This is a genomic window from Providencia sp. JUb39 (genome assembly GCF_012272845.1).
In the GTDB taxonomy this organism is placed as follows: Bacteria; Pseudomonadota; Gammaproteobacteria; order Enterobacterales; family Enterobacteriaceae; genus Providencia; species Providencia lanzhouensis.
In genome coordinates, this window is the sequence record NZ_JAAWXD020000001.1 from 283,731 (window position 1) to 309,846 (window position 26,116).

Genomic DNA, 26,116 nt, shown 5'->3' on the forward strand with positions numbered 1-26,116 from the left:
TTACGCTTAGTGAATAACTAATTTTCACGATAAAGATACTATAGGGAAATATTATCTTTATCGTTATCTTTTTTAAAATTAATAATTATGAAAAAAATAACACTAGCATTAGCTTTATTATCTATTCTCCCAATAAAAATGAGCTTGGCGGTTAATGTAGGTAATATTACTGAAATCATATCGTCAGATGAAGACTCATTAGCAAAAGAAATTGAAAATACAGTTAATACGGCAAGGCTCGTTAATTTAACTATCGAGAAAATAGACTCGCCACTTGAGAATGGAAAAGTTATTCCCGTTACGGATCCGAACGAAATATTATCAACCCCCGCTAATCTGATTTTGCCGGGGCAAGCAAAAGATGTTTTTAAAATTATTTATCAAGGTCCCAAAGACGATAAAGAACGTTATTACCGATTAAATTGGAAAGATGACCCTATTGGCGAAAGCGGTGTAACAAAAAGTGCAAAATCTGCCTCAGCGACAACGTCAGCGACCATTAGCACCATCTTGGTTGTTGCACCAAGGATTGAAAAATTTAATTACCAATATGCAAACTCTCAAGTTTCCAATATAGGGAATAGTTCATTTCGTGTGGTGGCATCAGGGCCATGTTTACCTGAAAAACAAAAATATAGCGTGGATGGTATTTGTCGTGAACGTTATTACCTCATGCCACATTTAGCTGTGAAACTACAGTTTGTCGATCTTAATAATAAAAAATCTAGCGTAGGTATTTGGCACAAAGGAGATTTCATTGTCGTCAAATAATTAATAACGGACTTTAATCATGCGTAAGAGTGTTATTGCTTTATCAATATTAAGCATTTTTTTTTCAAACACCATTCATGCTAGTGAGATGAAGAGTATTAAAATTGGTGGTTACATTATTCCTCCGGCATTTGTGAGTGCATTGGAAGAAGGAATGTCTGTGCCTGTTTTTCTACGATTAAGTGATGATGCTAAAAAAAACCAAAGCGAAGATAAAATCGCGGATGCAGTTATTGTCATTGACCAAGGTAAAATTAAGTTATCGAGTATTCACCTCATTGACAGTACGCAAGGTCCGCAACTGAATAGTTTGCTAGTTGATAAAATTGAAAATAAACAAGATGCCATTTTTGATGATAACAATGGTATCGTTATCGACAATAATGCAGTGCTGAAATTAAATATTTCGTCATTCAATTTATCATTAGATGTTGATAAAGCTGCATTTACACCGAAAACTCACGCAAGGCATTCTGTATTAGGTGATTCATCCGTTAATTCACTTTCGGCAGTGGCAAACTATGATTTAGGTGTATTCCAAAGTCAGGTAAAAAATGCAAAAAATAGCTCCAGTAGCTATTTCAATTTAGACGCGTTATTTGCCGCAGCAGAGCACCATTTTAATATTAATGCATCGGCTTATAGCATCGGTAAATCCAATGCGAATGTTGAATTATATCGAGCGATGTATGAGCGTGATTTTAATGGATTGCGTGTCGCATTGGGTTTAATGAGTACGTGGAATTTACAATCCATTGCGAGTTTAACTGCGTTGAGCAGCAGCAAAATTTATGCGGTCACTATCGGGAATAACTCCGCGAGTGTGGTCAATAATAAACAGCAGTCACTGACCCCTATTTATGCCTTCTTAAATAGCCCTGGCGAAGTTCGTATTTATCGTCAAGGTAAGCTTCTTAACATCCAAAACTTCCCAATGGGTAACTTTGAGGTAGACACCAGTACACTGCCTTTTGGTATTTATGACGTTACTATCGAAACGGTTGTTGATGGGAAAGTGGTCACCACTCAAAATCAAACCATCAATAAATCCTTAGGGGCAATCGGAGGAAACTTCGACAAACTGAATTGGGAAATGTACGGGGGCTATGTTGATTTCGATAAAAGGAATTATGTCCGTGGCGAAGATCGTCATAGCCAAGCTCCAGAGAAAAGTTATTTAGCGGGCGCGTCATTCGCCTATAACTTCCCCGTGCTGTCGGGGATACGCTTCCAGATGTCAAACTATGGTTTTGATAAATTCCTGGTTCAAGAAACGAGCATTAACGCGTCGATTAATAACTACATTTCGGTTTCTTGGCAGGGCATGCTGGAAAACCACGGCAGCCATCGCAACATTGGGACAATTTCTGTCAGTCTTCCTGAAGGCTATGGTTCCTTTTGGGCATCACGAGAGCGAACGGTGGTCGAAGGAGATTTGCCGCTTTACGATGCGGATAACTATTCCTATGGCGCAACAGTTAACTTCGACAAGATTATTGATAGGGCGGGTTCATTCACGATCAGTAATACCAAAGACCGTCGCGTAGGTAGTGATTCAATTAACTACGAATATGCAAATACGCTGTTTTCTGGACGCTATGGAACAGTTGGACTCAGAGCCGGTGTGCAGCGTTATCACTATGACAATCAAAACAGTACCAACGAAAAATATGTGAATCTGGATTTCTCATTACCGCTGTCTACGTGGTTAAGCACGGGCGTTTCTTCCACGAACGGCAACATGAAAGCCAATATTTATGCCAACAAGAGTTTTGAAAACTCGCCGATCACCAATGCGGGAATTTCAGTCTCTAAGTTGGTGCGTGACAAAGATAATGGCGAATCAGATTTTTCGACGCTGGCTTACGCCTCTTATGACATGAAATATAACTCGGGCACCGTTACGATTAACCGACCGGATGGTGACCGACTGAACGGTAACTTAACCTCTCGCGGATCGGTGGCTTATAGCAACGGCATGATCACACCAAGCGGCAATCAAGGAAAATCAGGGGTAATTATTAATTCTGAGATTCAAGGTGCCGGTAGCATGGTGGCGAAGGTGAATGGGCAAAACTACCCAATCAGCGGAAAAAATACCTTTATTCCATTGTCACCGTATTCAGATTACGACATCCAGTTAATGAATGATGGGAAGTCCAAAGACAGTTTTGACATTGTCTCTGGGCGCAATAAATCCGTCACGCTGTATCCCGGCAATATCGCGTTTTATCAACCTGAGGTTCGTCAGTTGGTCACGGTGTTTGGACGGCTTAAATCACCAGATGGTGAATACATAAAATATGCTTCGATTCGTAACCATATAGGGCGAACAAAAACCGATAAAAATGGGGAGTTCTCCATGGACGTTGATGTGCGCTATCCCGTAATTTCGTTATTGCAAGAAGATGAGAAAACGATCTGCGAAGCCGATTTAAACCTACAAGGCGCACGCGGTGCTTTATGGGTCGGTGAGGTGACCTGTGAGCCTCAAGAAGCATTAGCAAAACGCTAACTCTCAATTTTAAGGTTAATAAAACATGCGAGTATTATCGACATCAGCACTCTGTTTTTCACTGGCGGTACTCACGTCAAATGCATTGGCAGCGACAGCACCATTGCAGGAATACGTCATTGTTGAGAACCAGATTGATAACGAATTTTTTATCGTTGCCAACAGGGTTGACCCTCGCTTTTCTGGATCCAACGTTTTTACTAAATATCAACGAAATAGCCAATTAAGCTTAGGCTATATGGGGTATACCGGTACCCCTTTTAGCTCGACCTATAATATAGGGGATATTTGGCTAGAAAACTCCCCTGTAAACCAACCATTTGTGGGGAACCGTTGTATGACAAACAACCGAAATTGCCCTGCAACATCCTATTGGTCAGCTCAACAACTTCGGGATAATGGTGCATATAAAATTCAGCAAACAGGAACACCCGGAGAATCCGGATACTCTAGACCCATTTTTTCTGAATCATTTTACCGTTGGATTGCAGAATTACCGCCGGGAACCGAATACACGTTTGATTTAAGAACTTGTACGAGTCGAGATGATTATGACCTGAGTAATTCGACCTGTATGACCAGCGGCGGGCGAACCTCGACTCAGCAGCATTATATTCCAACGAATAAAAAGGGAAATATTATCCTGAAGGGAACGGGGGCTTTGCAGGAAGTCTTCGTGGATAGTAACGGCAACCCAACGGTTGGGTTGGGATCAAACTTTTGTACTACGGGAATTGTTGGAAACGTTTCTGGCGTTATTTGTCAGCTCGTTGAATTGGAAACGAAAGGTTCATCGATCAGTGGGTCATTTACCGTCCGTATGTATATCGATCACCAAAAATTGGGTCTGACGGCGGCGCCTAGAGCTGCATTAATCCAATATAAAGGGAGTAACAGTACCCGTTGGACTAACTGGTCATCAACCACCAATATGTCGGAAATATTTAATAACGGCTCGAATTTTATTGAAGTGTTCCTATCGAATACATATTTGAAATCCATTGTTGATGCTTCTCCTAACTCGAGTGTGACCTTGGCGGATAGTGTTTATACGTTTGCTTTTCAATCTCCACTGCCTCAATCAGGGTTCTATGAGTTTACTCCATCGAACTATCTGATTATTAAACCTCGAGATTATGGGATCAGTATTATCCCTGCCGACTTTAACCCGAATCAATCGAAAACCGGGAAAGTGGGTAATGAAGAGCCGCCAATTGAATTTAATTATATTGTGACGACCAGCGGACCAAGGCAGGCAGATTCAATCACCGCCAAAGTGGAAGGTCCAAGCACCACGTTAAAAGGGCAATCGTACTGCTTATTTAGCTCAAATGATGACAAATTCAAAGTGCCATTTTCAGCGTATTTGTCATTTAAAAATCACACGGGAAGCTTAGAGTCTTACCGAGCCAGTTGCGATAGCAATGAAATTTCCCTCAAAAATGCGTTATGGGAAGAGACGCCGTGGGCAAGACCAAATGAAGATTTAGGTTCCTTTTATCGCACCAACTTAGACCTGTTATTCCCAATGAATGAGGCGAATTCTTTCTTTACGTTAGACGGCATTGATTGGCTAGGGACAGTCTCAGCGAGCGGAACGGTGACAGTAAAAGCCATCTGGACAGGGCCCGATATTCAATAAATTAATTCATTTTTTAGGCGACTCATTCAGTATGCAGTTGCCTTTTTCTTCAGCGCTAACAGGTTAATTATGAAACTCAATTCTTTGCTGAAATTCTTATTACTATGCACACTGTTTTCGTTTAATGCTAGCGTTCATGCGCTTTACATTAATTCGGATATCTCTTCGATGGATTCCGATAAAGAATTTTTTTCTAAGCCCTATATTAACGATACGAAAAAGACCAATTTATATAATTTTAGCGCGTATCAAATTGATAAACCGGGCAGCCATGAACAAGGGCGAGCCATTCATAATGGGGAAATTATCTTTACCCCACTGAAGAAAATTTTATTACCAGGAGAGCAGGAATTCTTTAAAATTTTTTATCGCGGAACCGCGGACAACCAAGAACGCTATTACAAAATCATCATTAGTGAAACACCGCTTGAAATGCAAAATGATCATGAGCAACGTAAACAGCCGCTGTTTTACCCAACGGTCAGTTTAGAAACGTACTTCGTCGTGAGGCCCAAACAACCTGATTTTAAATATACGCTCGACCAAAATGCAGGCGTGCTGAAAAATACAGGGAATACCTACTTTAGAGTGCTTTTGCATAACAATTGTGATGCAGAGGATGATACCGAGCCTTACGTCCTTTACTTGCTACCTAATCAAACGTATCAAGATGCACGTTTAACCAAGAAAAGTCGTAAGTACATTGTGATTTTTGATAAATATTACGCCGTGGGTAACTGTGAGTAATCGTTATTATTTGTAGAGCGCACTAATAATAACGCTGCTTTTCATGATACCTTTTTCGACACTTGGTGATTGAGCATATGGCTTGGCAAAAAAGCTAATATCAAATTGGTTATTACCATTAGCACTGAATCGTTGGTTTTTTCCAGATAAATCAATAGGACTCTTATCCATCCAAGATAAATAAATTCCAACACCAGATAAGTTGGTTTTCAACTCACCACCAACACCATTATTAAGAGCCCCTTGAGCACCAGGATAAACTTTAATATCTATGTTATTAGGCTTAAAGCCACTTTTATTGCAATCCACAATAAATTGCGTTTTTACAGCAGGTTGTTTTCCTGCAAGTAAATCGGTTTCATTGATCACATCGAAATCGACAATTTTATTGAAGCCTTTCCCATCATTAATATCGCAAGTGATATTGACGATATCTAGCGAGATGCTCAGAACCGTGTCCGGTAAAATTTCATCGGCAACGGTATGTAGAGGATAGCCACTCATCAGCATGAAAAGAAAGCAGAAGGAAAGTGTTTTATTCATCAATTCGCTCACATTAAAGGTATTTTATTTTGATTGTAATGTGGGTGCTCCCACTGCCTAGAGTCACGCTATTGCTGCCAATGGGTAGTGCAATAGGTTTTACTTTCAGTTTCACTTTCATTAATGAGGCGGTGGGTTTTTTAAGTAAAAGCTCTTTTCCCATTGGTACACCTGCACCAATATTTCCAACTTGGCTATCTTCCCATGCGACTAAATAACCAAGAGTGTTGTTAACAGATCCAATATAGCCAGATGCCCCCATGGTTAAATGAGGGGTAGCGGGTTCAAATAAGAGTGAAACACGTTGTGGAACTATGGTTCCTGAGCAATCTAATGATAGCGTGGTATGCCCCTCTATTTCGCCAGATAAAACAGTTGCGCTATCTAATGCACCAAAAGCAATATTATCGATCGTTGCTGGCAAGCAAGTGGCAATTTTCACACTCATCCTAATTTGCGATGCCAGCTCTTGACCAACCATGGATGACTGTTTGGTGAGTGCTCCATAGCTATTGATATGCGTAAAAATCAATACGCTGATGAGCAAAATAGATTTGCGCATAGTCACCTCAACTAGTTGAATGTTAACTTAATATTTAATGCTGTACTGGCGGCTCCTGGTGAACCCGTCGTACCAAGTAAAACGGGTTTTACGTTAATAGGAATGGATACGTTAGGTGTTGTGGGTTTCGTGACAGGGGCTTTTGCAACGCCATCAACCAAAACGGGAGTATTGATGGGAGCCATTTCAGCGGTCTTCCATGTCAACTGATAACCTATAGTGGTATTTTGTTTGGTCTTCAAAATACTTTTTGTGGAATCAACGCCATCAGCCGAGGTTAATGCCATCGTATAAGATGCTAAAGTCGCATCACAAGTGATTGCAATCGTCATCGGTTTTTCAACCACTTTGCCATTTTTAATGTCACTGACAGATTGCTCGCCAAAGTCGATATCTGCAACTGAAGCGGCACAAGAAGCCTTGACCGTCATCTTAATATTCGAGGTGACTGTCCCGCCTGTTACGTTGGTCGCAAAGCTTGTTGCATTAGCATAAATAGAAAATAACGATACAGTACAAAGGAATAGAGATCTCTTGATCATAAAAAATCCTGTTAGTTTAGTTTTACATTAATGGTCAAGGCGGTATTAGCTGCCCCCACTGCCGTTTGAGTTGTTAACGGAACGGGTTTGACGGTAATTGGGATCGTGAAGCTTGCTGTTGTTGGCTTAGTGTTTGGTGCCATAGCGGCTCCATTGATAACGACGGCACTATTTACAGGTTTAAATGCACTATTACCCCATGTGAATTGATAACCAACGGATGGATTACTTTTCACATTGATAATTCCATTCGCAGCATTGTTGACACCATCTTTTCCTGAAAAACTTAAGGTATAGGCGGGTAGTACCGCATTACAGGTAAACGCGACGTTGATGGTTTTACCGGCAACAGATTTTGCGTTAACTGAACTTGCCGTTTGGTTGCCAAAATCCACATCGTTGACTGAGACCGCACATGATGCGTTATTGACGAGGGTCATCGATGTTGGGGCACTGAACGCAACACTCTCTGTCATTAACGTACGGCTGTTATTACCAATTCGTGAATAGAATTTTCTGGTTAACATGTAAGTAGGGTTTACAACCGTTTTTCCGACAGGGGGTTTTTTCTGTAAGTAAACGGTACCAGAGTCTGTTCCTCCGCCAGCATTGGCTAAATTGGTATAGCCCGTTCCACTGGTTTTGTAGTCTAAAACCAGTATCCAAGCACTGTTACTACAGCTTCCTGTTGATCGAAATCTTAAAATTCCATCAGATGAGTTTTTATCGACGGTTCCACCATTTGGGCAATCATTTGGCGATGCGCCATATTTATCAACAATATAAATAAAGTTTCCGGTTGTATTTCCCGCACCACTTGAAGCGCGTAAGCATTGCCCTGCTAAAGTTAATGGGACACCAGGGGCGCCAAAAGTATAGAGCTGATCGCCAACTTTTTTGTTCGTCACGTCGATTTGTGCTGGAAATGAATATTTGATGGATATATTTCGGCATCTTGCCGCAGAGGCATCTAACGCGAAAAAAAGCATCAATATTCCAAGGTAAAACCCTTTTTTTGCCATGATGATGTCCTTATTGCAGTTCGATCACACGTCGAGCGCCGTAGTCATCAATGGCTTCAACGGTGACTTTACCGGATAACGGGCGCTGTAAATCCATCTCGCTGAAAGGCGGGAATAAGCTAATTGAGCGTTCAACATCCGCGGATAAAGACAGCGGTTTGTTGTTGACGGAAACTTGTGTGAGTGCAAAGTAGTAAGGTGTTGGGTTCTTCAGTGTTGAACCGCTATACGTGATATTTTTTTCTGCATCTTCACGGCTTTCTGCAAGGATTTTAGGGCGATAAATGAGCTTAACTTGCGTATTTAATGCCACAGCAAGGACATTGCCCTCTTCCGCAGAGGCAACTGGCGGGATTTCTTGAACATTCAGCCAAAACAGTGATTCCCTGTCTTTTGGCAGTATGTCATTAATATAAATTAAGCGAACAAGCTGTTTTTCATTGGCTGCGACTTTAAATAAGTTGGGTGCAGGAACAAAGAAAACATCATCCCCTTTGAGGTTATCGATCCAGACCTGCCCACCGTAAGCTTTTTCGCTATTATTCTTAACTTCAACCGCAATATTTTTACGACCTTCATCATAGATAAATCGAGTGCCATTCAGCGTGAATGCGGAATAGGCATTAAAACAGGTTAACAAAAATGGCAAGATAGCGAGTTTGGATATGAGCTTAATCATTGCATTCGATCTCCATGATTTGGTTTTCATTGGGTTCTACCCCATTCATATTTAAGGTGCATACCTCATCATTTGAGGAGGTAATGAAAATGGCATTAGGCTGACTTAATAAATTCAACAGCAAAACACCGCCATTGGAGACAAATCCCACATAGTCGTTATTTTCTGTTCGTGCTGAGCTACCGGCAGACACAAACTCACCGTTTTTCTTTTTCAGTCTTAAAATGTATCGATGTATGGTTGAGTATTTGAACTCGCGATAAACAATGGCTTTATCTGTTGGAACAACGCGTTGTACAGAATCGAGTAACTCAACGTTGTTTGGAACTTCCTCAGTATTGATTTTTAAATTATTTTCAATATAAGGAGAGACACCAATTACGGTATTTCCATGTCTATCCGTAGGCGGTGAATCATTAAAAACAATATTTCCGATATTCTTAATGTTGGCGATGGCGACAGTATCTTGTCGCACATTAGTTAAAAATAAGCCGGTTTGTTGCGTGGCAAGCAAGCTACCGGAGGCATTGATAGAGCCTGTGGTTTGATGTTGGTTTTGGGCAATAGCCACACCTGTATTCACCCAGTCTTGGTTAAATCCAAAGTAAGCAGAGTTTGACCAACTATCACGATCTTTGCTGGTATTCACGCTGTAGTTCACTTTTTCATTAATGTTCCCTGCGATACCAGAGTTAAAACTGGCTTTATTATCACGGTCATAGCTCACCGAGTTCGTCCAAAAATGGTTTTTATCAAATACACTAAACGGAATATTCACACCGACGGAGATGGCATAATTATCACGGTCATGGTCATTTAATTTTTGATAATCAGCAGATACCGAAAAGTCGATACCTTTGAAGGCCGTGTTATAAGTCACGTTAGCACCGATTTCATTGCGGATACGATTACGGTAGGTTTGTACCCATCCCGACAGGCTGATAAAGCTGTTATCAAAATTTTGAGAAATAATGGTTTCATAGCGCTCTTTACGATTACTTCTTTGGTACAGCGCATTTTGGTTAAACTCATTAAAATCAACGTACTCTTTACCTGTATAACGGTAAGTTAAAAGCTGTAAGTTAGTCGTATTCGACAGTGAATTGGCATACTTCAGCATATAACTTATCCCTGATTGCTGAGCATCAGGTGATGTGGGAGTCTGTTTTTGAAAGTGACTGTTGGCCGCGTTCACGTTAAAAGAGACCGCACCAAATTGACCAAACTCTTTACTCAGACCAATTCCAGCACTTTGATAATCACTGTGTAAAATTCCCGCCGTTTGCAACGTAAAATACGTAAATCCATAATCAAGAGCGCCCAAAAGGAATGGGTGGCTTTCACGCTTTCCAGCTAGCTCTCGCTCACCAATGACGAGGTTGTAATCCATTTCATTGGCTCGTAATAATGATGGGAGTGTGGCAACTGGCACATATCTCACGGTTTTGGTTCCATTATCTTCTTCAACAGTAATGGTCAAATCACCATTACTGACGGGTGAAATATCATTTAATTGATATGCTCCCGCAGGAACGACTTGAGAACTAAGAACGTATCCATTTTGTGAAATAGTAATTTTTGCATTCGAACTGACCACACCTGAAATGACAGGGGCGTAACCTCGCATTTCCCATGGGCGCATATTTTTTTCTGAACGTAACGCCATTCCGTAAAACACAAAGTTAGGTAACATCGTCATTGATGTTATTGTTTTACCGGCAATAAAACTTCCCTGTATAGACTTCATGGCAGTTGAAATGGTTGCTTCTGAAGTCTCGGTTCCTGAATCTTTAAGATAACTACTGCGGACGTAGCCTACCCATCGACCAAAATTAGAATATAAATCGAAATCCCCATAAAGTTGGGTATTAGCGGATGTTGTTTTAGAGACATATCCGGAATAGTTAACTTTGATCCCTGGTATTCCATAATCCCATTCTTGTTGATTTTTTGAGTTATCTAAGGCGACTTGTGGAATATTAAAAGTCAAAACCTGTTTTGCATTATCAAAGTCAATTTTAACACCTGGATAATGACCCAAGTTGTAGCAGTTTCTTTCTGCATCGAATTCATTTTCAAATAAGGATAAATTAATAGGTAATGAAAGCTCATTTATCCATGTTGTATTTAAACAAAGATTTTCTCTATCTTTGGTTAATATAATTAATTCTTTTTTTCCCATTGGGTGGCGATTAAAAATCACCTCTACAATATAGTGACCTTCAGGATATTTAACACTGTCATCAAAAATACTTGCTGCTTGAGATTGAACTCCTCCATGTAAGAAGTCCATATTCAAGTTTGCATATACACAAAATGGACTTACCAACAGGGATAATATAAAAGCATTGACTGGTTTTAAACGCATATATCCATCACTATTTGTAAGCGGTAATAAGGGTCAAAGACCCTTAATTTAAAAATATAAAACTAATTATTTATATGCCACTGCATAAGTTGCAGTAGAAATGATGGTACCTTCGGTAACTGTTTGACCTGTTGTTGCCAGCATTCTTGCTTTGAAATTCATATTTCCAATAGCATCTGTTCCATTACCAAAATCAACTGTTTGGCTGTTATAAGTTACATCTTGATTTGGAGTGGTTGAGTTCATTGCGGTTAATTGAATAGAAACACCATTTGCTGTTCCTTTCATATTTGCAAGACCAGAATTAGTAAATCCAGCGCTTTGCCAACCTACTTGACCATTAGTTTTTTTCAAACATTCGTCAGTACGTGGAACTAAACTAAATTCAACGTAGTCACCATTGGTATCTGCTGTTGTCATTTTGCCTAAATCAATTGTAGATTTAACTAATCCACCGACTTCGGTATCAATATCACACGTTGCAGAAGTTACCGCTCCAATAAATTGTACTTCCCCTGTGTTTGCAAATGCAGCGCCACTAAGTAATACGCTGCTACAAATTAAAGGTAATAACATCTTTTTCATTTAATCATCCTCATAAGAGTATTTATATTTAATAATGTGTATTAAGAATCTCTGGATATGCATATCCAAAGATTCAAATTTAAATTTCACCATTTTTAATGTAAGGAACTGTGCAGGCGAAATGATAGGTAATAAAAATCATTTACATCATTAAGAGATGAATGTTTTGGAGCCTGCTCGTTCTGTGATGCAGAATACTCTCACTCCTCAGCTGGATAAACTAAATAAACTACTTAAGTATTTTTATTTATATGGAATTCTAAAAATATCCATTATTAACAATGTGTTGTGGATTCACAGTGCTAAAAAACTCAATAAAACCTTCAAATTTATTTTAGTTTTTTATGATTTATTTCAATTTTCGGTTCACTCGCATGGGTAGTATAGTGTGGCGATGTTTTACTATATTAATAAAGAATGAAATTATGAAATCGAGTATAAAATATATAATTAATGACAAGTTTGAGTTTGACTACACCAATAAGAAAATCACATACATACTTAATGGAGATAAACGTAAAGTCTTAACGCCAGCTGCGAATATTCTTTTATTTTTAATAAAAAACAAGGTAGATGGAGATAATGAAGTTATTTCACAAGATGAGCTATTTAGTGCAGGTTGGGGTGAAAAAAAGAAGTTTGTGACAATCAATACGTTTTATCAAAACATTTTATTGTTACGAAAGGCATTTAGCGAACTCGAAAATAACTTTGAGATAATAAAGAATATTCCTAAAAGAGGATATAGACTTGTTGATGATATACATATTCTTAACTCATCGATAAATAATGTAAATAGTAGTAGGTTTAGACATAAGCACAAAATTGATAGAAAATATGATGGGAAAATAGAAAAAATCCATATCCCTAAAGTGGAAAAAGTAGAAAACCATAAAAACATTAGCATAAATACTCCTCCTAAATATCCCTCTGGGTATATTAAAAAAAAGAATGTGTGGCTCAGTTTCTCAAATCGTGAAGTGAAAAGAACAATCATTATGCTAGTTCTAATTGTGTTGATGACAACAATTTTTTTTAGCTATATCGATTTTCAAAAAAAAAGTAGTAGCTTATCGAATTACACCCATTGTGGAGAAATTAATAGTAAAATAATACTCTGTAATAAGCAGATGGATTTAAATGCGAACTTATCTAAATTTCTCTCAGATGAAATTATTTCAAAGTCATTTGATGATTATCAATATATGTATGTGATAAGACGGAATTTCACTAATAAATTGTCGATCATTTATTGCATCAGAGAGTTAGATTCATTTTCGTTAAAAGATAATGAATGTGTTTCGTATTACATCATGGATTGGGCTGGATAATAAAAATGAAAAAAAGCATCTTGAAAGCTGTTGTTTATACATCAGCAATTATTCTTTCTTCTATTGCGGTATACCAGGTTAATGAGTCAGATGATATTATTTGTCGATCCTCATTTAGGACTATTTCTATTGAAAACAATGTAAAACTTTCTTTGAGTATTTCTTACACATTAGGCGATCATGAAGGGTGGGTGAATTTAAAGGGTAAGTTTAGCCAAAATGGTATTGAGAGTGAGGTAGCAAGAAAGGTTTATATCGATATTATAAAGATTGGCGATAGTCTTAAAATTAAATCTAAGAAAAATATTTTATTGAATTCGGATAATACGGACTCTTCGGAGTTAGAAAAATATTTGTCTCAGTCTTATTTGGACCCCAACCTAGATATGGATATCTTTCTCTATCCTCAGAAAAGTGGTGGGTATGTCTTTTTCACCAATGATATGTATGCTTTTTATTGCAAATGATTAAATATGAGCGTGATAGATAATCTACCCAATAAAAAGATTATCTATCACTACCTCTTTAATCCTGTGTATGTAGTCGTTTAACGATCATGACAAGGTCGTTGAGGAAAGTCTCAATATCCATGTCAAGTTTGCTAATAATTAAAAATAATCTCGGTAATGTGATATTGCTGATCCCTACCTCATACCGTGAAAACTGTTGCTGACTGACACCGACACGGCTAGCGATTTGGCTTCCAGTCAAACCCAGTTCTTTTCTTTTTTTTCTTATATAGTGCCCGATTAAATTGTTTATTTGAGCTTCATTCTCTCCGGCAAAGTAAAAGCTAATATCTTGAATGGGTAATTTATAGGCTTGCGTGCTTTCAAAGGAAAGGTGTTCACTCATCATATGTCCTCTTGCGTGATGGAATCATAATTGTTGTATTTCCACCGAGGGGTGTAAACCAAATTAAAAATCAAATAGTTTTTAGTCTTTTAATCTAGGTTTTTTATGTGGTTAGGGAATTTCTTTATTAAAAAATTAAGTTTTCATATTTTCTTAATTAAAAGCAAAATGAGTATTTTGAAAGAGAAATCGTTTGAAATGATAATAGAAACCAATCTTATTAGTATTATTATTTATTATTAGTGGTATCACAATAATTTGCGCAATATGATGTTTTTTAATCAAGGGTTCTTTTCGCAGGAATATCGATAAAAATAATCAGAAAATAATAAAGCTTTAAGCGTGTTATTTTTGAATAATCATTTGAATATAGACAGTTATATATTATAAATCTCTTTTTTATATATCTCACTATATAACGAGTGGATGAAATAAACCGCGAGTTAAGTTGCAGAAAATAGTTCATTGTGTTGATTATCAATGTATTTATTGATGTAAGACAATCTCTCGAATTCCCCGATTGATATTATTAACTCAATCAAAAACTCTAATTACCTCTAATTATGTGGCTGGCGGTTTTATCGCTAATGGCACACAAACTGCATTTTTTAATTCCATTGTTTTAACGAAAAAAATTTAGCGAAAAAACTTCTTATTATTTTAAGCAATTGCAATTTAAGTGAGCGAGTTATATATGGCCAATATAAAAGAGAAAGCTGCTATTTTTGCTCCTCTTAGCCGTCGCGGCTTTGTGAAAGCGGGCGCCGTGACAGGTTTAGCTGCCGCAGCGGGAGGATTTTCTCTTCCGTTTAGCGCTTCAGCGGAAACAGAGCAAAAAACATCGGCACCATCAGGGAATGAAAAAGTTGTTTGGAGTGCGTGTACAGTTAACTGCGGAAGCCGTTGCCCATTGCGCATGCATGTCGTAGATGGCGAGATCAAATACGTCGAAACCGATAATACGGGTAATGACGTGTATGAAGAGCTGCATCAAGTCCGTGCATGTTTACGTGGCCGCTCTATGCGCCGCCGGGTCTATAACCCTGACCGTCTGCGCTACCCAATGATGCGTGTAGGCAAACGCGGTGAAGGTAAATTTAAGCGAATCAGTTGGGAAGAAGCTTTCGACGCTATTGCCGATAACATGAAGCGCTTAATTAAAGATTATGGTAATGAGTCCATTTACCTGAACTACGGTACAGGTACTCTTGGCGGCACCATGACAAAATCATGGCCACCGGGCGCAACTTTGATTGCTCGTCTCATGAACTGCTGTGGTGGTTATTTAAATCATTATGGCGACTACAGTACCGCACAAATTGCGGCAGGTCTGAATTATACCTTTGGTGGCTGGGCAGACGGTAATAGCCCTTCAGACATCGAAAACTCTAAATTAGTGGTGATGTTTGGTAACAACCCTGGCGAAACGCGTATGAGCGGCGGTGGGGTGACTTACTATGTTGAACAAGCACGCGAAAAATCTAACGCGAAAATGATCATCATCGACCCTCGCTACACCGATACAGGTGCAGGGCGTGAAGATGAATGGATCCCAATTCGTCCGGGTACTGATGCGGCGCTCGTTAACGCTATTGCGTATGTGATGATCAAAGAAGACTTAGTGGATAAGCCATTCTTAGATAAATATTGCGTAGGATACGATGAAACCACCATGCCAGCTGGCGCACCAAAAAATGCGCACTACAAAGCTTATATCCTGGGTGATGGTCCTGACGGTCAAGCGAAAACCCCTGAATGGGCGTCATCCATCACCGGTATTCCGGCAGATCGCATTGTAAAATTAGCCCGTGAAATTGGTACCGCAAAACCTGCGTATATTGTGCAAGGTTGGGGTCCTCAGCGTCGTTCGAATGGTGAGCTGACGTCTCGTGCTATCTCAATGCTGGCGATTTTAACCGGTAACATCGGTATTCATGGTGGTAACACGGGGGCTCGTGAAGGCTCTTACAGTATTCCCTTCGTGCGTATGCCGACCTTAACTAACCCAGTGCAAACCAGCATTTCCATGTTTATGTGGACAGACGCTATCCTGCGTGGTCCTGAAATGACGGCTACCCGTGATGGTGTCCGTGGTAAAGATAAATTGGATGTACCAATTAAAATGGTATGGAACTACGCAGGTAACTGCTTAGTTAACCAACATTCAGAAATCAACCGTACCCACGATATCCTGCAAGACGAATCGAAGTGCGAGATGATTGTAGTGATTGATAACCACATGACCGCCTCTGCAAAATATGCCGATATCTTACTGCCAGACTGCACTGCGTCTGAGCAAATGGATTTCTGTATGGATGCTTCCGCGGGGAATATGTCCTACGTTATTTTTGCTGACCAAGCTATCAAACCCCGTTTTGAAAGCCGCAATATCTATGAAATGACCAGCGAAATTGCCAAACGCATGGGTGTAGGTGAGCAGTTCACTGAAAATCGTACCCAAGAAGAGTGGTTACGTCATTTATACGAACAATCTCGCGCTGCATTACCTGAGCTGCCAACGTTCGAAGAATTCCGTGAGCAAGGTATCTTCAAAAAACGTGATCCTAAAGGTCACCATGTGGCTTACCAAAGTTTCCGTGAAGACCCGATTGCGAATCCATTAACCACGCCATCAGGCAAGATCGAAATCTATTCCGCACAATTAGCGGAGCTGCAAAACTCATGGGAGCTGGAAGAGGGAGATGTTATCCATCCATTGCCAGTCTATTCCGTTGGGTTTGAGCAGTATGGCGACCCATTAATGGAGAAATTCCCATTACAGTTGACGGGCTTCCACTATAAATCACGTACCCACTCAACCTATGGCAACGTGGATGTATTGAAAGCGGCTTGTCCTCAAGAGTTATGGATCAACCCACAAGATGCGGCGAAACGCTCCCTGAAACATGGGGATTTAGTCCGCGTATACAATGACCGAGGCGAAGTGCGTGTCAAAGTCAAAGTCACCCCACGTATTTTACCGGGTGTGGTTGGTTTGGGTGAGGGTGCATGGTATGACCCAGATGGTAACCGTATTGACCATGCGGGCAGCATTAACGTGCTGACCACGCAGCGTCCATCGCCACTGGCGAAAGGAAACCCATCACACTCTAATCTTGTTGAAGTTGTGAAAGCTTAAGGATGCCAGATATGTCAACGCAATATGGTTTTTATATCGATTCAAGTCGTTGCACTGGCTGCAAAACCTGTGAGTTAGCCTGCAAAGACTTTAAAAACTTATCTCCAGAAGTGAATTTCCGTCGTATTTATGAATACGCGGGCGGTGATTGGACTGAGCAAGATGGCGTTTATGGGCAGAATGTTTTCGCCTATTACCTGTCTATTTCGTGTAACCACTGTGATGATCCAGCGTGCGCTAAAGTGTGTCCAAGTGGTGCGATGCACAAACGCGAAGATGGGTTTGTGGTGGTGGATGAAGAGGTCTGTATTGGTTGCCGCTATTGCAGTATGGCATGCCCTTACGGTGCGCCTCAGTTTGACCAAGTCAAAGGTCATATGACCAAGTGTGATGGTTGCTATGAGCGTGTTGCAGAAGGCAAAAAACCAATATGTGTGGAATCTTGCCCATTACGCGCATTGGATATGGCGCCGATTGAAGAGCTACGCGCTAAATATGGCGATTTAGCGGAAATCGCACCGTTACCATCGGCTGAGTATACTCATCCAAATATCGTTTTAAAATTGAATGCCAATAGCAAACCTGTCGGTGATACCACGGGTCATCTGGCTAACCCGGAGGAAGTTTAATATGGGCGCGGGAATTCATGAATGGCCATTGATGTTTTTCACCGTTATTGGTCAAAGTGTTGCGGGTGCATTTATTGTGATGGCAGCGGTTTTGTTAAGTGGAAAACTATCCCCTGAACTTAACCGTAAAGTGCATTACAGCATGTTTGGCTTGTGGGTGTTAATGGGTATTGGTTTCTTATTATCCACGATGCACATGGGCACACCACTGCGTGCATTTAATGCCTTTAATCGCTTAGGGGCTTCTTCACTGAGTAATGAAATTGCCAGTGGTGCAATCTTCTTTGCATTTGGTGGTTTGTATTGGTTGTTGGCAGTGTTAAATAAAATGCCTGTTGCGCTAGGTAAACTGTGGTTAGTGGTGGTGGCTGTTCTTGCGGCTATCTTTGTGGTGGCGACTTCCCGTGTGTACCAAATCCCAACGGTACCAACATGGAATAACAGCTACACCATGATCAACTTTGTGCTAACGGCATTCTTGGGCGGACCTATCTTAGCCGCATTGCTATTGCGTGTCGCTGGGTTTGACCTGCAATGCATTCGTCGTCTCCCTGCATTGAGTGCGATAGCATTATTAGTGAGTGCAGCCGCCGCAATCTCTCAAGGATTTGACTTGGCGAGCATTGAAACCGCGGTACAAAAAGCAACGGATTTAGTGCCTGATTACGGTTTCTTAATGGATATTAAGATTGTTGCCGTAGCGATGGGGCTGGGCTGCTGGATCATGCCGTTAATCGCGAAACGTAATCCATCCGTCATCAACTTGGGTATCGGTACTCTGTTAGTGTTGGCGGGCGAGATTGTTGGACGCGGTGTGTTCTATGGTCTGCATATGACCGTGGGCATGGCAGTTAACTAATCATCACCTCAAAGGCTTAGCAGATGGTTGCTAAGCCTTTCGTTCCCAAGAATTTTTATCAATAATAAGCAAAACAACAAATAACACATGAACAGTGGATTACACACCATGAACGAACTCGCTTTAAATGACGTTTCTGTGACAGCTCGGATCCTTGGTGCGGCATTCTATTATTCCCCTGACCAAGTGCCGGATATTATCGAATTATTGGCATCCGGTGAGTGGGTGGCAGACTGGCATTACGGCTCTGAAGAGCAAAAACAAGGGATTGCCGCAGAGATGGCGACAATGCAACGTGATGATGAAACCCTAGATGAAGCCTATCAACGCCTTTTTATTGGCCCTTATGCGCTTCCTTCTCCACCGTGGGGTTCAGTCTGGCTTGATAAAGAAAATGTGCTGTTTGGCGAGTCTACCTTGCAACTTCGCGAGTGGATGCAAGCCAATCAAATTGATATTCATTTAACCCAAAACGAACCCGAAGACCATTTTGGTTTATTGATGATGATGGTGGCTTGGGTGGCGGAACATCAACCTGAAAATCTTTCTGAATTATTAGGGAAACATATTTTGCCGTGGGGCCTGCTGTATTTAGATAAAATGCAGGAAAAAGGCGATTCTCCCTTTTATGTGGGGCTGAGTAAGTTAGCGCATTTAACGCTGGTGGCTTGGCAGGATTCGATGAATATTGAAGTGGATAAAAAACTGATTTTTTATCGCTGATGAGTCGGTTGGCGATCTTGGGGATCGCCAATTTATCCTAAGGTTTGATCGGCTGTTTTTGTTGGCTCCAAACACGATAAGCAAAAGCAGCGCCCACTAACACTAAGTAAATCATTGGCTCAGGCGTTAGGGTTTTTAATGACAAAGCATAGTGGCAAAGTGCGAGTAATAGTGTTGGGTAAAGCAGCATGTGAATTCTTTTCCACCATACACCTAGGCTCATTCGTATGCGGTTGAACGAACTCACCGCCATCAAAAATAAGCATAGCCAAGCCGTAGCGCCAATCACTAAGTAGATCCGCGAAAAAATCTCCTCAAAAAAGAGTGATAAATTATTGACGCCAATCTCCAATAATAAATAGCTACTCAAATGCAGTAGAGCCCAGAAAAAGCACCATAATCCCAGTAATTTTCGTGTCTGAAACAGCGTGGTAAATCGCAATAATTTAGCGATAACGGGGATCAGTGCGATAACGATGAGCAAACGCAAAGCGGCTATTCCCGTAAAATGTTGGATGTCTTTAGCGGGATCAGCGCCAAGTCGCTGAGTATCAATTAAAAAAATCAGCCATGCCAAAGGAAGCAGAGCAATAAGATGAAAGCCCCCTTTGGTTAATCTCACTAATAGCCTGTTTTCTTGGGGCATTAGAAGTATCTCCGCAAGTCCATTCCCTGATACAAGCTCGCGACTTGGTCTGCGTATCCATTAAAAAGTAACGTAGGCTGTCGGGTTACTTGACCTAAACCCCCCGCACCAATAAAACGCTCGGTCGCTTGCGACCAACGAGGGTGATCAACTTGCGGGTTCACATTGGCAAAAAAACCATATTCACTGGGCGCGGATAGGTTCCATGTGGTATCTGGCATCTGTTCGGTTAGGCGAATTTTGACGATAGACTTAATTCCTTTAAAACCATATTTCCAAGGAACAACCAAGCGGATCGGTGCGCCATTTTGATTGGGTAATGTTTTTCCATATACGCCAGTGGCAAGTAAGGTTAGCGGATTCATGGCTTCATCTAAACGTAGCCCTTCAACATAGGGATAAGGTAAGCCACCGCCGATATAACGGCTTTTTTGTCCTGGCATTTGTTCGGGAGCATAACGAGTTTCAAAGGCGACATATTTGGCTTTGCTGGTGGGCTCCACCAATGCCAATAGTTTGGCTAACGGAAAGCCCACCCAAGGAATAACCATCGACCAAGCTTCGACGCAGCGCATGCGATAAATACGCTCCTCTAGGGGAAACTTGGCGTTGATATCATCTAAATTAAGGGTCAAAGGACGATTCACTTCCCCATCAATGGTGACCGTCCATTCGTCGGTAATGAGGGTATGCGCGTTTTCAGCTGGATCAGATTTTCCTAGCCCAAACTCATAAAAGTTATTATAGCCAGTCACTTTATCTTCAGGTGTCAAGGTTAACGATGACTGAAACTCCTCAGGCTGAATAAATGTCAGTGTTTTTCTTGGCGCTGAGGGCGTTGCTGATGCATCGTCACTTAGCCAAGAAAATAAGCCCGCATTTGCTGTCGCTGCAACGGTTAAACCAGCTGCCCCCACACCTAAGGCTTTGAGTAGCTGCCGGCGCTTCATAAAGAAAATGGATTCATCCGTGATTTGAGAATCGGGGATTTTAGGTAACTTTTTCATTGTGCGCTCCATAGCAAAAAGAGGAATGAAATCAGTTATACCGAATGCGTGATAAAAGTGGCTGACAGTAAGATGACAAATTTGTCATCTTACTTAATTGTAGGAGATTTTAGATTGTAGGAAACGTTAGCGTAATGGTGCTGGTACCTGCTTCGTGTTCAAAACTAACCGAACCGCCATGCAGTTCAACAATCGCTTTGACAATCGCCAGCCCCAACCCAGTTCCCTCCGTGGTTCTGGCATTATCTCCGCGCCAAAAACGGGTGAAAATTTCCTCGCTATTTTGTAGGGAGTTCCCTTGGTTAGTGATGCGGATTTCTCGCTGCTGGGGAAGCTCAATGATCTGGGTGACCACGCGAGTATTTGGGTGAGAGTATTTAATCGCATTAGCGATAACATTCATGAATACACGGCTCAGTAATACCGGATCAGCATCAATCCTGAGAGTTGAAGGCTCACAATAAAGCGTAATCTGTTTCTCTTCTGCATAAGCCGAAAATAGTTCATAAACATCATTCACTAATTCTGATATTGAAAGGTTTTCTCGATTTAACGTAATGTTTTTATTTTCAGCTCGAGCAATAAATAACGTGCTTTGGATCATCTGTGCCAGCTTATCGAGCTCTTCGATATTGCTAATGATGACCTCTTCATATTCGCTCACATTACGGGAGCGTTGGAGTGTAATTTCATTTTGCACTCGTATGGCATTAATGGGCGTTCTTAGCTCATGGGCTAAGTCATCGGCGAACTGGGTTAGTTTAACAAAGTCATGTTTTAGCCGTTGGCGCATGGTATTCATTGATTCGCCCAGCTCTTTTAACTCTTGTGGAAGCTGATCAATATCGATCGGATCATTCAGCGCATGTACGTCCGTTTTGATCGTGATCTGGCTCAGTGATTGAATATCGGAGAGCCCTTTTTTCAGTAACCATAAACTCAGTAATCCCATCAACAGTATTGAGAGGGCAGACACCAGCACGCTTTGGGTTAAATATTGGGTTAATACTCCGCTGCGGTCGACGGAGACTTTACCGAGTACCACATGGAGCTGTCCTAATGGTGAGTTCATGGCGAAATAGACCGCGGAGATGGGAATGTTTTGTGCGGTTTGCCAATGGTTGATGGCATGGATATTGAGCTGCTCAAGGTTCACTAGCCGCAGTGGTTGGGTATCCAGAAGTTCGCTGTTAGTCGCGACGAGTATGTGCCCACTCGCATCAGAAATCTGGATCAAATCTTGGCGCATGTCCATCATGCTTTGGAAATACATCGGTAGCGTTTTGATATCGATGCCACCCGAAATTAATTTAGCGAGTTGCTCCGCGCGGTTCACGAGCAAATTATTGTCTTGTTCAGACAGCTCATTCTTCAGTGAGTGATACAAAACCCATGTCACGACGCCAGCATTAGCGACCATCAGGATGATAAACAGGGAAATAAGTTTAAAGCGTAGCGACTTTTTTTTCATTCTATTGGCCTATTTAAGCGGTATCCCATCCCTCGAATGGTTTCGATAAGCTTAACCTCAAACTCATCATCAATTTTCTTTCTCAATCGACGAATGGCGACATCGATGATATTGGTATCACTGTCAAAATCGATGCCCCAAACTTCACTGGCAATTAAGGTTCTCGGTAAAATTTCATCGCTATGTAGCACGAAAAATAGCAACAGAGAAAATTCTTGGCGGGTTAAGATGATTTTCTTTCCTCCACGTTCAACATCATGGCGGGTCAGATCTATCTTTAAATCTGCAATCGTCATGGTTGTTGAGGTGGGTTGATTCACTTTGAGTTGGTTTTTAACGCGCGCTAATAATTCAGAAAACGAAAATGGTTTCACAAGGTAGTCATTGGCACCGAGCTCTAAACCTTTAATGCGATCATCTACGGCATCCCGCGCGGTGAGGCAAATAACGGGAATACTTTTCGCAGTGCGTAAGATTTTTAAAATATCCCAGCCACTCATACCCGGCAGCATGATATCGAGAATAACCAATTGATAATTGTTTTCTAAAGCAAAGTAGAGTCCATCACGGCCATCATTAGCGACATCCACCAGAAAACCTGCTTCTTCTAAGCCATTTTTAACCCAACCTTGGGTTTTAAGGTGATCTTCAATTAATAGTATTCTCATGGAAACCCAGCAATCGTTCGATTTGACTTAATTCATCTTAAAGAAACTTTTACTGTAAAGAAACAGTCTGGGGTTTAGCAATAAAAATGAGGTAAATGAAGATGTTTCAGAGGAGAGAAACACGGGGAACTCATTGATTGCAGGCTCAATAAGCCCCGTGTTGGGGTAAAACTTAGTTTTCGCTATGTGGCTGGTAGCCGTAACGAATCGTCTCGACATCGTCGAGTTGAATTTGAGTCACGGTTGGCTGCGTAGTGGCAATCACGCGACCATCGCGGATGGAATAGCGTACTGGCACTTGGCGACGCACTGCATCAAAACCGTTTTCAGCAGGCAGGATCAGCAGGCTTGCACGTTTCCCTTCATCGATACCGTAATTTTGCAAATTCAACGTTTTTGCACTGTGCTCAGTGATAAGCTTCAAACCATCATTAATTTGACCATAGCCCATCAATTGGCAAACATGCAGACCCATATGTAGCACTTGCAGCATATTCGCGGTACCCAGTGGGTACCAAGGGTCGAACACATCGTCGTGACCGAAGCAGACATTAATATTGGCGGCGAGCATTTCCTTCACGCGGGTGATCCCACGACGCTTTGGATAGGTATCGAAACGACCTTGTAAGTGAATGTTCACTAACGGGTTGGCGACAAAGTTAATCCCTGACATTTTCAGCAGACGGAATAAACGTGAAGCATATGCCCCGTTGTAAGAGTGCATCGCCGTTGTATGGCTGGCGGTAACGCGTGCGCCCATATTTTCACGATGAGCAAGGGCAGCAACGGTTTCGACAAAACGTGACTGTTCATCATCAATTTCATCACAGTGAACATCAATTAAACGGTCATACTTTTGTGCCAGTGCAAAGGTCTTATGCAGGGATTCCACACCATATTCACGGGTGAATTCAAAGTGCGGGATAGCCCCGACCACATCCGCCCCTAAACGTAGCGCTTCTTCTAATAGCTCTTCGCCGTTTGGATAGGACATGATCCCCTCTTGAGGGAAAGCAACGATCTGCATATCCACCCAAGGCGCCACTTCTTTTTTCACTTCCAGCATGGCTTTCAGTGCCGTTAAAGTGGCATCGGAAACGTCAACGTGGGTACGAACATGTTGGATGCCGTTAGCAATCTGCCATTTTAGAGTTTGCCATGCACGCAGTTTCACATCGTCATGGGTCAGTATTGCTTTGCGTTCTGCCCAGCGTTCAATCCCTTCAAACAGGGTGCCAGACTGGTTCCAATTTGGCTGCCCAGCAGTTTGGGTTGTATCCAAATGGATATGTGGCTCAACAAACGGTGGAATGGCTAAGCCGCCTTCACCATCAAGGCTATTAGCGAGTACTTCACCTGCGGGCTGCGGAACGATAGCTTTAATTTGTTGATTTTCAATATCGATTCGCCACAGACCTTCACGCTCAGGTAAACGGACATTGTGGATATGTTGAATATGTTGATTAAGCACGGGTCATCTCCGAATTAGTGGCGCGTACGCGATTCAATAGTGGATTCAGGATGGCGTAGCAGATAGCGCCGCCAAGCACTGCGTTAACAGGGACAATTCCCGGTAGCCAATGTCCTGCGGCAACACCCGCAGCCACAGCGATTAACGCACTGATATTCACATCGCGCATTTTGCTCATGTCAAAAGTGGCATAGCGATGACGATACATTAAGTAATCCGCAATGATAATGCCACCAATCGGTGGAATGGCTGCGGATAAGAAGGTCAGCCAGCTAACAAAGTTGTTGTACAGCCACAGTGCGCAGAGTGTACCCACTAGGCCGTTGATAATGGATAACGTCTTGCTGGATAAGCCCGTAATGTTGGCGAACCCTAAGCCAGATGCGTATAGCGCGTTGTCGTTGGTTGTCCAAATGTTCAAACCAAGCACGATAATTGCTGGTAAGAGTAATCCTTGCGCGATCATTACGTCGGAGATATCCGCCATGCCTAAGGAAGCAGCGCCCGCCGCACCGAAGATAAACATCAATGAGTTACCCAAGAAGAAGGCCACAATCGCCACCAGTACCGCGATTTTCGGCTTACGCCCGAAGCGCACGAAGTCAGCGGTTAAAGTTCCCGCACTAACAAACGAGCCGACGACCATCGCCAGTGCAAGGTTGAAATCGATTGGTTGTTCCGGTTTAACCATTTGCAGAGCACTTAAACCACCGGCATCAGTGACAGCAAGATATACGGAGTAGCTTCCTAAGATAGCAATGGCAGGAACGGCGACAATGGACAGCACGGTTAACGCGGAGATACCGAAGAACACTGTGACGGTCATCAAAATACCGGAAATACCAATCAGTAAGTTGATATCCCAGCCTGTTGCTTTACCAACGGGAATGGCGAACATGGCAACGCCGACACCGAACCAGCCGACCTGTGTACCGCCAAGTAAGAAAGAAGGGAGCCAAGAGCCGCGAATACCGAAAGAATAACGTGCAAGAAGGTGGGTTGTTAAGCCTGTTTTAGAACCGATAAAACCAAGGAAGGCGGTGTAGACACCAAGAATAAGATTACCAATGAGAACTGCGAGGAAGAAATCGTTGAAACTAAGACCGGTACCGAGAGCGCCTCCGGTCCACATGCTGGCGGAAAAGAACGTTAAACCCAGCATTACAAAGGTTAATGCGAGCCCGCCTTTTCTTGCGGATATGGGTACTGGCTCATGACTATAATTTTTATCACCGGACACAATTGCCTCCTGTAGCTTTCCTCTGGCCAAAAAAATCTGACGAATTCTATAGCCGTAAAAATAAAAAGCAAACGGTTTCGCACATGCTTAAAAAGAATTAA

24 protein-coding genes are annotated in these 26,116 nt (G+C 41.7%); 10 read left to right on the plus strand and 14 right to left on the minus strand.

Features of this window, described 5'->3' with window-relative positions:
- The first annotated feature begins 87 nt into the window (after positions 1–87).
- The 4 genes from HFU86_RS01260 (at position 88) to HFU86_RS01275 (ending at position 5,675) form a co-directional block, all read left to right on the plus strand.
- Positions 88–771: a hypothetical protein gene (locus HFU86_RS01260; protein WP_132496815.1), complete on the plus strand. Its 684-nt coding sequence runs from the start codon at positions 88–90 to the stop codon at positions 769–771.
- Positions 772–790: 19 nt separating this feature from the next.
- A complete protein-coding gene (locus tag HFU86_RS01265; protein ID WP_187128565.1) occupies positions 791–3,286 on the plus strand; it encodes a TcfC E-set like domain-containing protein in 2,496 nt (831 codons plus the stop codon).
- 25 nt (positions 3,287–3,311) lie between these two features.
- Positions 3,312–4,928 (plus strand): fimbrial protein, encoded by a 1,617-nt coding sequence (locus HFU86_RS01270; RefSeq protein ID WP_108478645.1) that lies wholly within the window; start codon positions 3,312–3,314, stop codon positions 4,926–4,928.
- Between the two features lie 69 nt (positions 4,929–4,997).
- Positions 4,998–5,675, plus strand: a complete 678-nt coding sequence (locus tag HFU86_RS01275) for a fimbrial protein (protein WP_187128566.1) — start codon at positions 4,998–5,000, stop codon at positions 5,673–5,675.
- A gap of 6 nt (positions 5,676–5,681) precedes the next feature.
- On the opposite strand, the gene HFU86_RS01280 is transcribed toward HFU86_RS01275, so the two are convergent.
- The 7 genes from HFU86_RS01280 to HFU86_RS01310 all read right to left on the minus strand — a co-directional run bounded on the left by HFU86_RS01280 (position 5,682) and on the right by HFU86_RS01310 (position 11,976).
- Positions 5,682–6,218, minus strand: coding sequence for a fimbrial protein (locus tag HFU86_RS01280; RefSeq protein ID WP_187128567.1), 537 nt, complete (start codon positions 6,216–6,218; stop codon positions 5,682–5,684).
- 13 nt (positions 6,219–6,231) lie between these two features.
- Positions 6,232–6,780 carry a fimbrial protein gene (locus tag HFU86_RS01285; RefSeq protein ID WP_132496818.1) on the minus strand — a complete coding sequence of 183 codons (549 nt, stop codon included), beginning with the start codon at positions 6,778–6,780 and terminating at the stop codon, positions 6,232–6,234.
- Positions 6,781–6,791: 11 nt separating this feature from the next.
- Positions 6,792–7,322: a spore coat protein U domain-containing protein gene (locus HFU86_RS01290; RefSeq protein WP_187128568.1), complete on the minus strand. Its 531-nt coding sequence runs from the start codon at positions 7,320–7,322 to the stop codon at positions 6,792–6,794.
- Positions 7,323–7,333: 11 nt separating this feature from the next.
- Complete coding sequence (locus HFU86_RS01295; protein ID WP_187128569.1) at positions 7,334–8,344, minus strand: fimbrial protein; 1,011 nt, start codon at positions 8,342–8,344, stop codon at positions 7,334–7,336.
- Between the two features lie 10 nt (positions 8,345–8,354).
- A complete protein-coding gene (locus HFU86_RS01300) occupies positions 8,355–9,023 on the minus strand; it encodes a fimbrial chaperone (RefSeq protein ID WP_108478649.1) in 669 nt (222 codons plus the stop codon).
- Entirely contained in the window at positions 9,016–11,391 is a 2,376-nt protein-coding gene (gene pefC / locus HFU86_RS01305) for a PefC/AfrB family outer membrane usher protein (RefSeq protein WP_187128570.1), read from the minus strand. The genes HFU86_RS01300 and pefC overlap by 8 nt, the downstream gene beginning before the upstream one ends.
- A gap of 66 nt (positions 11,392–11,457) precedes the next feature.
- Positions 11,458–11,976, minus strand: coding sequence for a fimbrial protein (locus HFU86_RS01310; RefSeq protein WP_036950387.1), 519 nt, complete (start codon positions 11,974–11,976; stop codon positions 11,458–11,460).
- A gap of 425 nt (positions 11,977–12,401) precedes the next feature.
- On the opposite strand from HFU86_RS01310, the gene HFU86_RS01315 reads away from it, so the two are divergent.
- A complete protein-coding gene (locus HFU86_RS01315) occupies positions 12,402–13,307 on the plus strand; it encodes a winged helix-turn-helix domain-containing protein (RefSeq protein WP_187128571.1) in 906 nt (301 codons plus the stop codon).
- A 5-nt stretch (positions 13,308–13,312) separates the two neighbouring features.
- Positions 13,313–13,774, plus strand: a complete 462-nt coding sequence (locus tag HFU86_RS01320) for a hypothetical protein (RefSeq protein WP_036950393.1) — start codon at positions 13,313–13,315, stop codon at positions 13,772–13,774.
- Between the two features lie 58 nt (positions 13,775–13,832).
- Here HFU86_RS01320 and HFU86_RS01325 read toward each other — a convergent pair whose 3' ends face one another.
- Positions 13,833–14,165, minus strand: a complete 333-nt coding sequence (locus HFU86_RS01325; protein WP_051422597.1) for a helix-turn-helix domain-containing protein — start codon at positions 14,163–14,165, stop codon at positions 13,833–13,835.
- A 691-nt stretch (positions 14,166–14,856) separates the two neighbouring features.
- Between HFU86_RS01325 and dmsA the strand changes: the two genes are divergently transcribed.
- From dmsA to dmsD, 4 genes are all read left to right on the plus strand, one after another.
- The gene (dmsA, locus tag HFU86_RS01330; RefSeq protein WP_132496823.1) at positions 14,857–17,301 is read left to right on the plus strand and encodes a dimethylsulfoxide reductase subunit A; all 2,445 of its coding nucleotides are present in this window, start codon (positions 14,857–14,859) and stop codon (positions 17,299–17,301) included.
- A gap of 11 nt (positions 17,302–17,312) precedes the next feature.
- A complete protein-coding gene (locus HFU86_RS01335; protein WP_036950397.1) occupies positions 17,313–17,930 on the plus strand; it encodes a DMSO/selenate family reductase complex B subunit in 618 nt (205 codons plus the stop codon).
- Between the two features lies 1 nt (position 17,931).
- Positions 17,932–18,789 (plus strand): DmsC/YnfH family molybdoenzyme membrane anchor subunit, encoded by an 858-nt coding sequence (locus tag HFU86_RS01340; protein WP_187128572.1) that lies wholly within the window; start codon positions 17,932–17,934, stop codon positions 18,787–18,789.
- Positions 18,790–18,897: 108 nt separating this feature from the next.
- The gene (gene dmsD, locus HFU86_RS01345; RefSeq protein ID WP_132496825.1) at positions 18,898–19,512 is read left to right on the plus strand and encodes a Tat proofreading chaperone DmsD; all 615 of its coding nucleotides are present in this window, start codon (positions 18,898–18,900) and stop codon (positions 19,510–19,512) included.
- Between the two features lie 37 nt (positions 19,513–19,549).
- Here dmsD and HFU86_RS01350 read toward each other — a convergent pair whose 3' ends face one another.
- The 6 genes from HFU86_RS01350 to codB form a co-directional block, all read right to left on the minus strand.
- The gene (locus tag HFU86_RS01350; protein WP_187128573.1) at positions 19,550–20,158 is read right to left on the minus strand and encodes a sulfite oxidase heme-binding subunit YedZ; all 609 of its coding nucleotides are present in this window, start codon (positions 20,156–20,158) and stop codon (positions 19,550–19,552) included.
- The gene (msrP, locus tag HFU86_RS01355) at positions 20,158–21,165 is read right to left on the minus strand and encodes a protein-methionine-sulfoxide reductase catalytic subunit MsrP (protein WP_132496827.1); all 1,008 of its coding nucleotides are present in this window, start codon (positions 21,163–21,165) and stop codon (positions 20,158–20,160) included. The genes HFU86_RS01350 and msrP overlap by 1 nt, the downstream gene beginning before the upstream one ends.
- 109 nt (positions 21,166–21,274) lie before the next feature.
- Positions 21,275–22,636 (minus strand): heavy metal sensor histidine kinase, encoded by a 1,362-nt coding sequence (locus tag HFU86_RS01360; RefSeq protein ID WP_187128574.1) that lies wholly within the window; start codon positions 22,634–22,636, stop codon positions 21,275–21,277.
- Positions 22,633–23,304, minus strand: coding sequence for a heavy metal response regulator transcription factor (locus tag HFU86_RS01365; RefSeq protein ID WP_036949891.1), 672 nt, complete (start codon positions 23,302–23,304; stop codon positions 22,633–22,635). The genes HFU86_RS01360 and HFU86_RS01365 overlap by 4 nt, the downstream gene beginning before the upstream one ends.
- A 172-nt stretch (positions 23,305–23,476) precedes the next feature.
- A complete protein-coding gene (locus tag HFU86_RS01370; protein WP_187128575.1) occupies positions 23,477–24,775 on the minus strand; it encodes a cytosine deaminase in 1,299 nt (432 codons plus the stop codon).
- Positions 24,768–26,015, minus strand: coding sequence for a cytosine permease (gene codB, locus HFU86_RS01375; RefSeq protein WP_108478658.1), 1,248 nt, complete (start codon positions 26,013–26,015; stop codon positions 24,768–24,770). Before codB ends, HFU86_RS01370 begins: the two co-directional genes overlap by 8 nt.
- Positions 26,016–26,116: the final 101 nt, after the last annotated feature.